This is a genomic window from Actinomadura atramentaria DSM 43919 (assembly GCF_000381885.1).
In the GTDB taxonomy this organism is placed as follows: Bacteria; Actinomycetota; Actinomycetes; order Streptosporangiales; family Streptosporangiaceae; genus Spirillospora; species Spirillospora atramentaria.
The window spans coordinates 168,580-182,287 of record NZ_KB907208.1; the positions used below are offsets into that span (position 1 = coordinate 168,580).

Genomic DNA, 13,708 nt, shown 5'->3' on the forward strand with positions numbered 1-13,708 from the left:
CACAGGCGGCGCGGGCGTTGGCGCGCCGGTCCGACGCCCCTCCACGCTCGCGCCATGAGCTTCCTCGATGACCTCTTCGACCTCGTCGCCCCCGAGTTCTGCGCGGGCTGCGGGCGCGTGCGGGCGCGGCTGTGCCCCGGCTGCGCCGTCCCGTTCGAGCTGCCGCCGCGCCGCGTGCCGGTCCGCGCGCTCCCGCGCGGCGTGCCGTGCTGGACGACGGCGACCTACGCGGGCGTGGTGCCCTTCGTGCTCAACGCCCACAAGGAGCACGGCCGCCGGGCGCTGGTGAGCCCGCTCGGGGCGGCGCTGGCGCGTACGGTCCGCGCGGCCCTGCCGCCGGACGCGCCCGGCCCGCTGGGGCTCGTGCCCGTGCCGTCCTCGCGGCGGGCCACGCGGCGGCGGGGCCACGACCCGCTGCGGCGGCTGACGGCCGAGGCCGTGCGGGTGCTCGCCGGGCCCGTCGCGCTCGCGCCCGTCCTCGCCCAGGTCCGTCCGGTCGCCGACCAGGCGGGCCTGAGCCGCGCCGGGCGGGCCGCCAACCTGCGCGGCGCGCTGCGCGCCGTCCGGGGCGCGCGCGGCGTCCGCGTGATCGTCGTGGACGACGTGGTGACGACCGGCGCGACGCTGGCCGAGGCCGTCCGGGCGCTCCGCGCGGCCGGGGCCGACGTGGTCGCGGCCGCCACGATCGCCGCGACGGTCCCGGCGACACGCCGCTCCGGGTGACGACCTTCACAGGGCGTCCCCGCCGCTGACGGTGACGATGCGTGGCCGATGAGCGGAGGACACGCGCGGAAACGATGAGGCGCTCGTCACGTGCGGTCATCGGCGGATTAGAGATTTCGCCAACCGAGACCCCCGGATTTAGCAGGCGGACAGCACCGTCCCGACTGCGGGAACCCCTTCCGGACAAGGGGATCGAGCCGATCGCCGGGGCGCCGGCCGGACCCCGGCGGCGCGGTCCGCGGGCCTCCCGATGACGGTCCGTGAGGATTTCGTCGGCCCAACCCCCCTGACATTCACGGCGTAAGGGGTTAGCGTTCCAGACATGGCACCCGCCCGGGTCCGTGGTTGCGTCGGATCGGCGCGCTCCTCGGGAGCGCGACCTCCGGTCCGGCTAGCCGATGCCAGGCGCAGGCGAAACGGCCCACGTAAGGCGACTTCTCGTCGACCGATCACGGTGCGCCTTAGAGGTAAGTCCTGCCCCGTCGGGGGGTCCGACACCCCCCGCAGCGGGAGAAGGGCAGTAGTGGCGAGAGCGCCGCGAGCCCCTCAGCAGGCGGATGTGGGGACGAAGACCAGGTCGGCCGGGCGGGTGCGACCCACCGAGCAATGGCGCCTTCCGGTGGTTGCGAGACCCCCGGAAGGGAAGACATCGCAACCGGGAGAAGGGGGACCCACATGGACATCGTCGTCAGGGGTCGTCACACCGACGTCAACGAGCGGTTCCGCCGCCACGTCGAGGGCAAGCTGAGCAAGATCGGCAGGCTCGACCACAAGGTCATGCGCGTGGACGTGGAGGTTTCGGAGGACGCCAGCCTGCGCGTGCCCGACGAGCGCGAGCGCGTCGAGCTGACCATCCGCGCGCGCGGGCCGGTCGTGCGGGCCGAGGCGGCCGCCGAGGACCGGTACGCCGCGCTCGACCTCGCGCTGGACAAGCTGGAGGGCCGGCTGCGGCGCGACGCCGAGCGCCGCAAGGCCCACCACGTCCGGGCGCGCGGCCGGGCGGCCAGGCCGGCGGACGCGGAGCTGCCGGACGCGCTGCGCCCCGCGGGCACCGCCGGGGCGGCCGCGACGCTGGTCGCGCCCGTCGAGACGCTGGACCCCGCCGGAACCACGGCCGCCACGACGCCGGCGGCCGACGCCGACGAACAGTTCGTCCCGTTCGAGATGGACGGCGACGGCCCGGTCGTCGTGCGCGAGAAGACCCACCGCGCCGTGCCGATGGGCATCGAGCAGGCCGTCTACGAGATGGAGCTGGTCGGCCACGACTTCTTCATCTTCCACGACAAGGACGCGGGTCTTCCGTCGGTGGTCTACCGGCGGCGAGGATGGGACTACGGCGTCATCCGCCTTGCCGAAGAGTGATGCGGCACTCGCGTCACGTCACCGGCGGAACCGTGTCATGATCTAGAAAGGCGTTTTCTGCAAGGCCGTGGACGCGGCGGTCCGGGGCCGGGCGGGGGCGCGGCGGTCGTCCGGCACGACTCCGGCCGCCCGCCCCGCCGCCCCGGCCCCGCCGCTTCCGCGGTCCCTCCCACGGACCGAATCCCAGCCAGTTGAAGGGGGGAAGCGGCGTCTCCTCCGCGCCGCGACTCAGGTGAGCGAGAAACCCGAGGCTCGCGGTCCCGCGGCGGTGCCCCGGCAGGCCGCCGCGCCCGCCGCCGGCACCGCGTCGGGCCGGGACGGGCCCGCCGCGGCCGATCCGATCCGCGTCCTGATCGTCGACGACCACGCGCTGTTCCGCCGCGGCCTGGAGATGGTGCTGCAGGACGAGCCGGACATCGAGGTCGTCGGCGAGGGCGGCGACGGCCACGAGGCCGTGGAGATGGCGGGCGAGCTCATCCCCGACATCGTGCTGATGGACGTCCGGATGCCGCGCCGCAGCGGCATCGAGGCGTGTACCGCGATCAAGGACGTCGCGCCCAGCGCGAAGATCGTCATGCTGACCATCAGCGACGAGGAGGAGGACCTCTTCGAGGCGATCAAGGCGGGCGCGAGCGGCTACCTGCTGAAGGAGATCTCGATCGACGAGGTCCCGCAGGCGGTCCGCGCGGTCCACGGCGGCCAGTCGCTGATCAGCCCCTCGATGGCGTCGAAGCTGATCACCGAGTTCGCGGCGCTGGCCAGGCGGAGTGAGGAGCGGACCCAGCAGGTCCCGGCGCCCCGGCTGACCGACCGGGAGATGGAGGTGCTGCGGCTGGTGGCGCGGGGCCTGGGGAACCGGGAGATCGCGCGGGAGCTGTTCATCTCCGAGAACACCGTGAAGAACCACGTCCGCAACATCCTGGAGAAGCTCCAGCTCCACTCGCGGATGGAGGCGGTCGTGTACGCCGTCCGGGAGAAGCTGCTGGAGATCACCTGACCGCCGCTGTCACCGGCGTTCCGGTTTTGTCGGTGTCGTGACGTAGCATCGCCCGCATGGCGATGCTCCTTCCCGAAGCCGAGGTCGAGCTGTCCGCGTCCGAGGCGCGGCGGATCCAGTTGCGCGCGCTGGGCCTGCTGGGCGCGGACGCGCGGCGCGGCGCCGTCCCGGCGCGGATGGCACGCCTGCTGGACCGGCTGGGCGCGGTCCAGCTTGACACGATCTCCGTCCTGGCGCGCTCGCACGAACTGGTGCCCTACGCGCGGCTGGGCGCGGTGGGCCGCGCGGCCGTGGAGGACGCGTACTGGAGCGGCGGCCGCGCGTTCGAGTACTGGGCGCACGCGGCGTCGATCATCCCCGTGGCCGACTGGCCGCTGTTCGCGTTCCGCCGCCGGGAGTTCCAGCGGCGCGGCAAGCGCTGGCACTCCGTGGACAAGACCGTCCTGGACGACGTCCGCGCCCGGCTCGCCGCCGAGGGGCCGCTGACCACACGCGAGCTGGGCGGCGCGAAGGCGGGCGGCGACTGGTGGCAGTGGAGCGACACCAAGATCGCGATCGAATGGCTGCTGGACACCGGCGAGGCCGTCTGCGTCGAGCGGCGCGGCTGGCGGCGCGTCTACGACCTGGCCGAGCGGGCGATCCCGGCCGACCTGCTCGCCGCGGACCCGGGCGACGCGGCCTGCCTGACCGCGCTGGTGGCCCGGTCGGGCCGGGCGCTCGGCGTCGCCACGCGCGCCGACCTCGCCGACTACTACCGCGTCCGCGCCGAGCAGGTGGACGCGGTCATCGGGGAGACGGGGCTCGTCCCGGTCCGCGTGGCGGGCTGGCCCGCGGCGGCGTGGGCCGATCCGGCGGCGCTGGCGTCACCGCCGCGCGGCCGCCACGCCACCACGCTGCTGTCGCCGTTCGACCCGCTGGTGTGGGACCGGTCCCGCGCGTCCCGCGTCTTCGGGTTCGACCACCGGCTGGAGGCGTACGTCAAGAAGGCCGACCGCGTCCACGGCTACTTCGTGATGCCGCTGCTCGCGGGCGGGCGGCTGATCGGCCGGGTGGACCCGGCCCGGGAGGGCCGCACGCTGGTGGCCCGGCAGGTGTCGTTCGAGCCGCACGCGGCGACTCCGGCCCGCGCGGAGGCGTCCCTGGCGGCGCTGCACCGCGCGCTGGCGGACGCGGCGGCCTGGGTGGGCTGCGACGACGTCCGCGTGGAGCGCGTCACCGCGCCGCTCGGCTGAGGGCGCGCCGGGACGCGCCGGCCGGAGACGACGACGGACGGGAACCCGCGGGCGGGCCCCGTCCGTTCTCCGTAGTGTGCGCCGTGGAGGTCAGCCGTGCGGCAGCTTCTGGGTGTCGGTGCGCGTCGGCGCCTCGATGCTCTCCCCGGCGTCCCCGCCGCGCCGCTTGGCGCTCCGCGAACCGAAGACCGAGTAGTCGACGATCTCGGGGATCACCCGCGGCGCGTCCACCACCACGTCCGAGAACACGTGGACCAGGCCGCAGGCCGCGATCCCGACGACCACGATGCCCACGCCGACGTAGAAACCGACCCACGCCGGGCCGAGGCACAGCGAGACGCCGCCCACGACGAAGCCGGCGAAGACGATCGCCACCGCGACCCAGGAACTGACCCGGCCCGCGTGCGAGCCGTGGGAATCTTCGGACATAGCGCCCCCCTCATCAGGTGCATCAATACAGCTATCCGCGCGCCGCCGGGTCAAACGGTGCCCCGGGTGGATTGCGTCGCAGGGTGACCTAGACCATTCTGGGTCTCGCCTACGATGGCAATCGTACGTGTGGTGTGCGCGCCGCCCTCAGGCGGTGACCCACGATCTGCAAGGAGCCTCCTAGAGTGCCGCCAGTCATCGACAAGATCCTTCGTGCGGGCGAAGGCAAAACCCTGCGCAAGCTCAAGAAGCTCGCGGATCAGGTCAACTCGATCGAGGAGGACTTCCTCGACATGAGCGACGCCGAGCTGCGCGAGCTGACCGACAAGTACCGGGAGCGCCTCGCCGAGGGTGAGACCTTGGACGACCTGCTCCCGGAGGCGTTCGCCACCGCACGCGAGGCGGCCAAGCGGGTCCTCGGCCAGCGGCACTACGACGTCCAGGTCATGGGCGGCGCGGCGCTGCACCTCGGCAACATCGCCGAGATGAAGACCGGTGAGGGCAAGACCCTGACCTGTGTGCTCCCCGCGTACCTCAACGCGCTGTCGGGCGAGGGCGTCCACGTCGTCACGGTGAACGACTACCTCGCCAAGCGCGACGCGGAGTGGATGGGCCGCGTCCACCAGTTCCTCGGCCTGGAGGTCGGCGTCATCCTCCCGCAGATGACGCCGGACGAGCGCCGGGCCGCGTACGCCGCCGACATCACGTACGGGACGAACAACGAGTTCGGCTTCGACTACCTGCGCGACAACATGGCGTGGTCGCTGGAGGAGTGCGTCCAGCGCGGCCACAACTTCGCGATCGTGGACGAGGTCGACTCCATCCTCATCGACGAGGCGCGCACCCCGCTGATCATCTCCGGCCCCGCCGAGCAGAACTCCAAGTGGTACGGCGAGTTCGCCAAGATCGTCCCCCGGCTGAAGCGGGCGGAACTGGTCAGCACGGCCGGTCAGGTGGACGAGTACGGGCCGGGCGACTACGAGGTCAACGAGAAGAAGCGCACGGTCGGCATCACCGAGTCCGGCGTCGAGAAGGTCGAGGACTGGCTCGGCATCGACAACCTCTACGACTCGGTGAACACGCCGCTCGTCAGCTTCCTCAACAACGCCCTCAAGGCGAAGGAACTGTACAAGCGCGACAAGGACTACGTCGTGATGAACGGCGAAGTGCTCATCGTCGACGAGTTCACCGGCCGAATCCTGCACGGCCGCCGCTACAACGAGGGCATGCACCAGGCCATCGAGGCCAAGGAGGGGGTGGCGATCAAGGACGAGAACCAGACGCTCGCCACGATCACCCTCCAGAACTACTTCCGCATGTATAACAAGCTCTCGGGCATGACCGGCACCGCCGACACCGAGGCCGCGGAGTTCAACAAGACCTACAAGATCGGCGTCGTGCCGATCCCGACGAACCGGCCGATGGTCCGCAAGGACGTCGCCGACGTCGTCTACAAGACCGAGCAGGCCAAGTTCGAGGCCGTCGTCAACGACATCGCCGAGCGCAACGAGGCGGGCCAGCCGGTGCTGGTCGGCACGACCTCGGTCGAGAAGTCCGAGCGGCTGTCGCGGATGCTGAAGCGCCGGGGCGTCAAGCACCAGGTCCTGAACGCCAAGCACCACGAGCAGGAGTCGGCGATCATCGCCGAGGCGGGCCGCAAGGGCGCCGTCACGGTCGCGACGAACATGGCGGGCCGCGGCACCGACATCATGCTCGGCGGCAACCCCGACTTCCGCGCCGACCTGGAGCTGCACCAGCGGGGCCTGTCGCCGCTGGAGACTCCGGAGGAGTACGAGGCGGCGTGGCCGGAGACGCTGGAGAAGGCCAAGGAGGCCGTCAAGGGCGAGCACGAGGAGGTCGCCGAGGCGGGCGGCCTGTACGTGCTGGCGACCGAGCGGCACGAGTCGCGGCGCATCGACAACCAGCTCCGCGGCCGGTCGGGCCGCCAGGGCGACCCGGGCGAGTCGCGGTTCTACCTGTCCCTTGAGGACGACCTGATGCGGCTGTTCAACTCGGCGGGCGTCGAGGCGCTGATGAACCGCCTGAACATGGACGACGACCAGCCGATCGAGTCCAAGCTCGTCAGCCGCGCGATCAAGTCCGCCCAGGGCCAGGTCGAGCAGCAGAACTTCGAGATGCGCAAGAACGTCCTGAAGTACGACGAGGTCATGGACCGGCAGCGCAAGGTCATCTACGCCGAGCGCCGCAAGGTGCTGGAGGGCGAGGACCTGCGCGAGCAGATCCACAACATGATCGACGAGGTCGTCAACGGCTACGTCGCGGGCGCGACGGGCGAGGGCTTCGCCGAGGACTGGGACCTGGACAAGCTCTGGAAGGCGTTCCGGCAGCTCTACCCGATCTCGATCGCGCCGGACGACCTGGTCGAGGAGGGCGGGGACATCTCCGACCTCGACGCCGAGACGCTGGCCGAGAAGATCCGCGAGGACGCGCTCGCCGCGTACGAGAAGCGCGAGGCGGAGCTGGGCGAGAGCGTCATGCGCGAGCTGGAGCGGCGGGTCATCCTGTCGGTGCTGGACCGCAAGTGGCGCGAGCACCTGTACGAGATGGACTACCTCCAGGAGGGCATCGGCCTGCGGGCGATGGCGCAGCGCGACCCGCTGGTGGAGTACCAGCGCGAGGGCTACGACATGTTCAACGCCATGCTCGACGGGATCAAGGAGGAGTCGGTCGGCTACCTCTTCAACCTGGAGGTCGAGATCGAGGCGGAGGAGCCCGCGCCGGTCGTCGGCGCGAACCCCGTCGCGCTGTCGGCCACCGCCGAGGGCGGGGAGGCCGGGACGGCCGTCGCGGTCGAGGACGTCGAGGAGACCGAGGAGGCGCCCGTCGTCCACGCCAAGGGCCTGGACGACCACCACCGGCCGAAGAAGCTGGAGTACAGCGCGCCGACGGTCGACGGCGAGGGCGGCGTGGAGCTGCACAGCGAGGAGCAGCCCGACGAGTACGCGGGCGTCTCCCGCAACGACCCGTGCCCGTGCGGGTCGGGCAAGAAGTTCAAGCGCTGCCACGGGGACCCGCGCAGCAAGTGAGGTCCTGAACGGCGTGGAACGGCCCCCGGAGCGATCCGGGGGCCGTTCGTCGTCTCCGGGGTCAGGCGGCGCGCAGGGCGGCGGCGCGGCGGGCGGCGGCGGGGGCGCCGTCGCGGACGCTCATCTCCAGGGCCACGCACGTCCAGCGGCCGCGCAGCGGTTCGAGGCGCAGCGCGAGCGCCCGCACGTCCGCGCCGGTGCGCACGACCGCGCCCGCCTCGACGGCGTGCGGCGTGGGCCGCTGCGTCCAGTCCGCGACGACGCGGGGCGGCGCGAGCAGCGCGCCCGGCGGGACGGGCGGGGCGTGCGCGGCGAGGGCCGCCCGGATCTCCGGCAGGAAGCGGCCCGCGGAGCGGTCGGGCGGCTGCGTCCCGGCGAGGATCTCGGCGACGAGCGCGAGCGCGGCGCGCGCGGCGGGCACCGGGTCGGGCGGGTTCGGCGCACCCGGGGCGAGGAGCCGCAGCGGGGGCCGGGCGGGGCCGACGCGCAGGACGGCGGCGGCGCGGGGGGTGCGGACGGTCATGGGGCCTCCCTGGTGGAAGGCGCCGGGCTCTCCGGCGTCACTAACCAAGAGCACCGGGAGCCGAAAAAAATACATCCTGACCGGATGAGGTCAACGACTTACCGAGAGTGACGAGCGTCTGCTAGGGCGGTCCGGACTGGTCGTCGTCGGGTTCGCGGCCGGGCGTGGCGAAGTCGAACCGCCTGATCAGGTAGCTGAAGATCACGTAATAGAGGACGAAGTAGACCAGGCCGAGCCCGACGATCAGCGGGAGGCCGCGCGTGTTGTCCTTCGTCGCGTTGAGCGCCAGGTCGATGAACCCGGCGGAGAACCCGAACCCGAGCTGCGCGCCGGCGGCGTTGAGCACCGCCATCGACACGCCCGTCAGCACCACGTGGACGCCGTACAGGACGGGCGCGACGAACATGAACGCGAACTCGATGGGCTCGGTGACGCCGGTGACGAACGCGGTGAGCGCGGCGGAGATCATCAGGCCGCCGACCGCTCGGCGGCGCTCGGGCGCGGCGGTCCGCCAGATGGCCAGGGCCGCGCCGGGCAGCCCGAACATCAGGACGGGGAAGAACCCGGCCGTGAACCCGCCCGCGTGCGGGTCGCCCGCGAGGTACCGGTTGATCTCGCCGTGGACGACGCCGTCCGGCCCGTTGTAGGTGCCGAACACGAACCAGATCAGCGAGTTCGGGATGTGGTGGAGGCCGAACGGCAGCAGCAGCCGGTTCACGACCCCGTACACGCCCGCGCCGAGCGCCCCGGCCCCGGTGATCCAGTCGCCGAAGCGCGTCAGCCAGCCGCCGAGGACGGGCCAGCCGAGCCCGATGAGGACGCCGAGGACGAGCGCGCCGAGCGCGGTGATGATCGGCACGAAGCGGCGGCCGCCGAAGAACGCGAGCCACGACGGCGGCCGGACGCGGTGGAACCGCTGGTACAGCACGGCGGCCAGGACGCCGATGAGGATGCCGCCGAGGACGTCGGTGGGGTTCTTGGCGCCCCAGTCCACGACCTGGTGGACGGTCCCGTCGTCGTCCACGCGATGGACGACGACGCTCGCGCGGAGCGACGACGAGTGGGACAGCATCGTCTTGGAAACCCGGTCGAAGACGAGGTACCCGACGACGGCGGCGAGCGCGGTGGACCCGTCGGCCTTGCGCGCGAAGCCGATCGCGACGCCGACCGCGAACAGCAGCGGCAGCGCCTCGAACAGGGCGTCGCCCGCGCCCCCGACGACCTCGGCGACGCGGTTCCAGCCGAGCCCGGCGCGGCCGAGCAGGTCGTCCTGGCCGAGCCGCAGCAGGATCGCGGCGGCGGGCAGCACGGCGATGGGCAGCATGAGGCTGCGGCCGATGCGCTGGAGCACGGCGAGGGCGGCCTGCGCCGGGCCGGGGGCCGCCTCGGTCGGGGACGTCATCGGGGGTGTCCTTCCAGGGGCCGCCGGGGTCAGGGGAGCCCGAGTGCCGTTCGGATCTGGTAGCGGTCGGCGCGGTAGGTGGAGACGCCCAGCTCCGCGCAGATCCCGCCGGTGTAGGAGCGGCGCTGGAGCCGCAGGACCGCGCCGCCGCGCGGGATCTCCAGCCGCCGCGCCTCGTCGGCCTCCGCGAGACCGGCGTCGATGGTCTGGTCCCCGGCGTCGAAGACGAGCCCGTAGACGGCCTCCAGGACGCCGTGCAGGGACCGGTCGGCGAGCCGCCGGTCGGTGAGGTCGGGGGCGAGCGACGCGAGGATGTGGGATCGCTCGACGGCCATCGGCTCGCCGTCAGCGGTGCGGAGCCGTTCGATGACGTGGACGGGCGTGCCCGGCGGGACGTCGAAGAGGCGGGCGAGGCGGCCGTCCGCGGGGACGGTGCCGCGCGCCAGGTCCGCGCCGCCGGGCCGCATGCCGCGCGCCAGCATGTCCTCGGTGAAGGAGACCAGCCGCAGCGGCATCTCCAGTTTGGGCCGGGCGACGAACGTCCCCTTGCCGGGGACGCGGTGCAGGCGTCCCTCGCCGACGAGCAGCTCGATGGCCTGCCGGACGGTCGTGCGCGACAGCCGGTAGCGGGCGCACAGCTCGCGCTCGGAGGGGATGGGGGCGTCCAGGGGGAGTTCCGCGCCGTCGATGAGGCCGAGCAGGACGGCGCGGAGCTGCGCGTACTTGGGCAGCGGGCCGCCCGGGTCGATGCTCGTCACGGAGATCCTTCAAGCGCCGGTCAACGCCGGACTAGACCACGGTCCCCGCCCGCGTGTCAATCGCCCGGGCGCGGACCGAACCGGCGCGTGAGCATGGAGAACCCGGTCGCGGGCAGGGTCGTGGAGCGGCCGTTGCCGCCGCCGTCCGGAACGGTGCAGTATGGTGCTAACTGGTCTAGTCCGGACTAGACCAGTTGCGGCGGGGCGAAGCGCCCCCCGTGCCCCTGGAGAGTGCGCGCATGGCTTCACTGCTGATCACCGTCGCCGGAGTGGTCGCTTCCCCCGACGGCGGCCCCGCCCGGCTGCTCGCGCCCGGGTTCGTCCGCGTCGAGGACGGGCGGATCGCGGAAGTCGGGGAAGGCCGGCCGCCCGGCGCCGACGAGCACCTGCCCGACGGCCTGCTGGCCCCCGGCCTGGTGGACCTCCAGGTCAACGGCTTCTTCGGCCACGACCTCGCGGACGCGGACGAGGACGGCTGGCGCGAGGTCGTCACGCGGCTGCCGGAGACCGGCGTCACCGCGTTCCTCCCGACGTTCATCACCGCGCCCGTCGCGGAGCAGGCCGCCGCGCTGCGCCGCACGCGCGGGCTGCTGCCGCGCCTGCCCGCCCCGGCCGCGAAGGTCCTGGGCGTCCACCTGGAGGGCCCGTTCCTGTCGCCGCGCCGCAAGGGCGCGCACAACGCGGCCCACCTCACCGACCCGACGCCCGAGGCGGTCGCGGAGCTGCTGGAGACGGGCCTGGTCCGGCTCCTGACGCTCGCGCCGGAGCGCGCGGGCGCGCTGGACGCCGTCCGGACGCTCGCCGCAGCCGGGGTGCTGGTCAGCGTCGGCCACAGCGACGCGACCGCCGAGCGGACGGCGGAGGCCGCGGACGCGGGCGCGCGCATGGTCACCCACATCTTCAACGCGCAGAGCGGCCTGGACCACCGCGCGCCGGGCGTCGCGGCGCAGGCGCTGGTCGACCCGCGGCTGAGCCCGGGGCTGATCCTGGACCTGCACCACGTCGCGCCGGTCATGGCCGCGCTGGTGTTCCGCGCGGCGCGCGGCCGGACGGTGCTCGTCAGCGACGCCGCGGCCGCCGCCGGGATGGCGCCGGGCGAGTACGACCTGGGCGGCGAGCCGATCACGCTGCCCGAGCAGGGCCCGCCGCTGCGCGCGGACGGCACGATCGCCGGGTCCGCGCTGCGGCTGGACGACGCGGTCGGCAACGCGGTCGCGCTCGGCCTGGACCCGGCCGAGGCCGTGGACGCCGCGTCCCGCGTCCCCGCCGACCTGGTCGGCCGACCCGACCTCGGCCGCCTCGCGCCGGGCGCGGCGGCCGACCTCACCTGGCTCGGCCCGGACTTCCGGGCCCGGCGGACGTGGATCGACGGGCGGGAGCCCACCGGAGGAGGATCATGACGACGAGCCGGATGCGCGCCGAGATCGGCGAGCAGCCCGCGGCGCTGGACCGCACGATCGGGGCGCTGCTGCCGCGTGTGCCCGACGTCGCGGCGCTGGCGCGCGAGACCCGCCAGGTGCTGTTCATCGCGCGGGGGTCCTCCGACAACGCCGCCGTCTACGGCCGCTACCTCGTCGAGACGCGGGCGGGGCGGCTCGGCACGCTGGCCGCGCCGTCCGTCGCGACCGCCTACCACCGGAAGCTGGACCTGTCGGGCGTGCTGGCGGTGGCGATCAGCCAGTCCGGCAAGACGGAGGAGATCGTCCAGACGATGGACTGGGCGGCGGACTGCGGCGCGCGCACCGTCGCGGTCACCAACGGGGCCGGGTCGCCGCTGGCCGAGGCCGCGCAGGTCGCGCTGGTCACCGAGGCGGGCGACGAACTGGCCGTCCCGGCGACCAAGACCTACACGACGCAGCTCGCGGCCCTGGCGGTGCTCGCGATCGGCCTGGGGGCCGACGTCGCCGCGGACGACCTGCGGCGCGTCCCGGACGAGGTCGCGGCGCTGATCGCGCGGACCGAGGCGGCCGCGGCCCTCCCGGCCATCGTGGACGGCCTCGCGGGCGTGCCGGGCGCGGTCGTGTCGGGGCGCGGCCTGGCGTTCGGCACCGCGCTGGAACTCGCCCTCAAGATCAAGGAGGCGTGCTACCTGCACGCGATGGGCCTGTCCTACGCGGACCTGCTGCACGGCCCGATCGCCGTCGTCGACGACGCGACGCCCGCGCTGCTGGTCGCCGCCGGGGACGGCCCGACGCTGCCCGGCACGATCGCGCTCGCCGAGCGGGTGCGCGGCGCGCGCGCCCGCGCGTTCGCGGTCGGCGGCGGGGCGGGGCTGGCGGCCGCGAGCGACGCGGCGCTGCCCGGTCCGGAACTGCCGGAATGGGTCACTCCGCTCGGTCTGATCGTCCCCGGGCAGATTCTGGTCGAGAATCTTGCCCGTCGGCTCGGCGTGGACCCCGACGTCCCGCGCGGGCTGAACAAGGTGACGCAGACCGACTGAGCAGTCCGCCGAGCGGGCGGACGGGAAGGCCCGGATGAGAGGTCACGGCGGGATACGGCGGGCGGAGGCGATCGTCGCCGCCCTCGGCGGCGCGGCCAACATCGTGGACATCGAGCCCTGCACGACGCGGCTGCGCTCCGAGGTCCGCGACGCGGCGCGGGTGGACGAGCCCGCGCTGCGCGCGGCGGGCGCCATCGCGGTGCTGCGCAGCGGCCCGGTGGTGCAGGTGGTGGTGGGGCCGCAGGCCGACTCGATCGCCTGCGACATCGAGGACGTGCTCGGCTGACCCCGGAGGGACGCGTATGACGCGGGTGCTGTCGCCCGTCGCGGGCCGCGCGATCGGCCTGGCCGGGGTGCCCGACCCGGTGTTCGCGCAGGCGATGGTCGGGCCGGGCACGGCCGTCGACCCGGTGCGCGCGGCGGGCCGGGCCATCGCGCCGGTGACGGGCCGGATCGTGAAACTCCACCCGCACGCGTACGTCGTGGTGGACGATGAAGATCACGGAGTCCTCGTCCACCTCGGCATCGAGACGGTGAAGCTGAAGGGGCGGGGCTTCGCGCTGCTCGCGGCCGAGGGCGACGAGGTGAACGCGGGGGAGCCCGTGGTGGCCTGGGACCCCGTGGCGGTGGAGGCGGCCGGCCGGTCGCCGATCTGCGCCGTCGTCGCGCTCGATGCGGACGGTGGCGCGCTGACCCGGGTCCGCGCGGATGGACCGGTCCACCAGGGGACCGAGCTGTTCACGTGGGTTTGATACGCATGTCCGCTGTGCCGGGTAGGGGGCGCGTGGAGGTTTC

At 73.6% G+C, this 13,708-nt stretch carries 13 protein-coding genes; 9 read left to right on the forward strand and 4 right to left on the reverse strand.

Annotation, left to right across the window (positions count from 1 at the left end; all coding sequences use genetic code 11):
• The first annotated feature begins 54 nt into the window (after window positions 1–54).
• From G339_RS32085 to G339_RS0100795, 4 genes are all read left to right on the forward strand, one after another.
• Window positions 55–723, forward strand: coding sequence for a ComF family protein (locus tag G339_RS32085; RefSeq protein ID WP_019629171.1), 669 nt, complete (start codon window positions 55–57; stop codon window positions 721–723).
• A 675-nt stretch (window positions 724–1,398) separates the two neighbouring features.
• Window positions 1,399–2,085 (forward strand): ribosome hibernation-promoting factor, HPF/YfiA family, encoded by a 687-nt coding sequence (hpf, locus tag G339_RS0100785; RefSeq protein ID WP_019629172.1) that lies wholly within the window; start codon window positions 1,399–1,401, stop codon window positions 2,083–2,085.
• Between the two features lie 232 nt (window positions 2,086–2,317).
• Window positions 2,318–3,082, forward strand: a complete 765-nt coding sequence (locus G339_RS0100790) for a response regulator transcription factor (RefSeq protein ID WP_157407227.1) — start codon at window positions 2,318–2,320, stop codon at window positions 3,080–3,082.
• Window positions 3,083–3,138: 56 nt separating this feature from the next.
• On the forward strand, window positions 3,139–4,314 hold the full coding sequence (locus G339_RS0100795; protein ID WP_019629174.1) for a winged helix-turn-helix domain-containing protein: 1,176 nt from the start codon (window positions 3,139–3,141) through the stop codon (window positions 4,312–4,314).
• Between the two features lie 90 nt (window positions 4,315–4,404).
• Here G339_RS0100795 and G339_RS0100800 read toward each other — a convergent pair whose 3' ends face one another.
• Window positions 4,405–4,743, reverse strand: a complete 339-nt coding sequence (locus G339_RS0100800) for an HGxxPAAW family protein (RefSeq protein ID WP_019629175.1) — start codon at window positions 4,741–4,743, stop codon at window positions 4,405–4,407.
• A gap of 185 nt (window positions 4,744–4,928) precedes the next feature.
• On the opposite strand from G339_RS0100800, the gene secA reads away from it, so the two are divergent.
• Window positions 4,929–7,790, forward strand: coding sequence for a preprotein translocase subunit SecA (secA, locus tag G339_RS0100805; protein WP_019629176.1), 2,862 nt, complete (start codon window positions 4,929–4,931; stop codon window positions 7,788–7,790).
• Window positions 7,791–7,851: 61 nt separating this feature from the next.
• On the opposite strand, the gene G339_RS36275 is transcribed toward secA, so the two are convergent.
• From G339_RS36275 to G339_RS0100820, 3 genes are all read right to left on the reverse strand, one after another.
• On the reverse strand, window positions 7,852–8,313 hold the full coding sequence (locus tag G339_RS36275) for an Rv3235 family protein (RefSeq protein WP_019629177.1): 462 nt from the start codon (window positions 8,311–8,313) through the stop codon (window positions 7,852–7,854).
• Between the two features lie 121 nt (window positions 8,314–8,434).
• On the reverse strand, window positions 8,435–9,715 hold the full coding sequence (locus tag G339_RS0100815; protein WP_019629178.1) for a PTS transporter subunit EIIC: 1,281 nt from the start codon (window positions 9,713–9,715) through the stop codon (window positions 8,435–8,437).
• A gap of 29 nt (window positions 9,716–9,744) precedes the next feature.
• Window positions 9,745–10,473, reverse strand: coding sequence for a GntR family transcriptional regulator (locus G339_RS0100820; RefSeq protein ID WP_019629179.1), 729 nt, complete (start codon window positions 10,471–10,473; stop codon window positions 9,745–9,747).
• 239 nt (window positions 10,474–10,712) lie between these two features.
• Between G339_RS0100820 and nagA the strand changes: the two genes are divergently transcribed.
• Genes nagA through G339_RS0100840 form a run of 4 tightly spaced genes read left to right on the forward strand, consistent with a single transcriptional unit; the run spans window position 10,713 to window position 13,665 of the window.
• Entirely contained in the window at window positions 10,713–11,873 is a 1,161-nt protein-coding gene (gene nagA / locus G339_RS0100825; protein ID WP_019629180.1) for an N-acetylglucosamine-6-phosphate deacetylase, read from the forward strand.
• Window positions 11,870–12,913 carry an SIS domain-containing protein gene (locus tag G339_RS0100830; RefSeq protein WP_019629181.1) on the forward strand — a complete coding sequence of 348 codons (1,044 nt, stop codon included), beginning with the start codon at window positions 11,870–11,872 and terminating at the stop codon, window positions 12,911–12,913. Before nagA ends, G339_RS0100830 begins: the two co-directional genes overlap by 4 nt.
• A gap of 34 nt (window positions 12,914–12,947) precedes the next feature.
• The gene (locus G339_RS0100835) at window positions 12,948–13,199 is read left to right on the forward strand and encodes a PTS sugar transporter subunit IIB (RefSeq protein ID WP_019629182.1); all 252 of its coding nucleotides are present in this window, start codon (window positions 12,948–12,950) and stop codon (window positions 13,197–13,199) included.
• A 16-nt stretch (window positions 13,200–13,215) separates the two neighbouring features.
• Window positions 13,216–13,665, forward strand: coding sequence for a PTS sugar transporter subunit IIA (locus tag G339_RS0100840; protein ID WP_019629183.1), 450 nt, complete (start codon window positions 13,216–13,218; stop codon window positions 13,663–13,665).
• Window positions 13,666–13,708: the final 43 nt, after the last annotated feature.

What these genes read in the sequence shown, in the direction of transcription:
- G339_RS32085 (WP_019629171.1), top strand. Translation starts at nt 55, where the DNA reads ATGAGCTTCCTCGATGACCTCTTCGACCTCGTCGCCCCCGAGTTCTGC.
- hpf (WP_019629172.1), top strand. Translation starts at nt 1,399, where the DNA reads ATGGACATCGTCGTCAGGGGTCGTCACACCGACGTCAACGAGCGGTTC.
- G339_RS0100795 (WP_019629174.1), top strand. Translation starts at nt 3,139, where the DNA reads ATGGCGATGCTCCTTCCCGAAGCCGAGGTCGAGCTGTCCGCGTCCGAG.
- G339_RS0100800 (WP_019629175.1), bottom strand. Translation starts at nt 4,743, where the DNA reads ATGTCCGAAGATTCCCACGGCTCGCACGCGGGCCGGGTCAGTTCCTGG.
- G339_RS36275 (WP_019629177.1), bottom strand. Translation starts at nt 8,313, where the DNA reads ATGACCGTCCGCACCCCCCGCGCCGCCGCCGTCCTGCGCGTCGGCCCC.
- G339_RS0100815 (WP_019629178.1), bottom strand. Translation starts at nt 9,715, where the DNA reads ATGACGTCCCCGACCGAGGCGGCCCCCGGCCCGGCGCAGGCCGCCCTC.
- nagA (WP_019629180.1), top strand. Translation starts at nt 10,713, where the DNA reads ATGGCTTCACTGCTGATCACCGTCGCCGGAGTGGTCGCTTCCCCCGAC.
- G339_RS0100830 (WP_019629181.1), top strand. Translation starts at nt 11,870, where the DNA reads ATGACGACGAGCCGGATGCGCGCCGAGATCGGCGAGCAGCCCGCGGCG.
- G339_RS0100835 (WP_019629182.1), top strand. Translation starts at nt 12,948, where the DNA reads ATGAGAGGTCACGGCGGGATACGGCGGGCGGAGGCGATCGTCGCCGCC.
- G339_RS0100840 (WP_019629183.1), top strand. Translation starts at nt 13,216, where the DNA reads ATGACGCGGGTGCTGTCGCCCGTCGCGGGCCGCGCGATCGGCCTGGCC.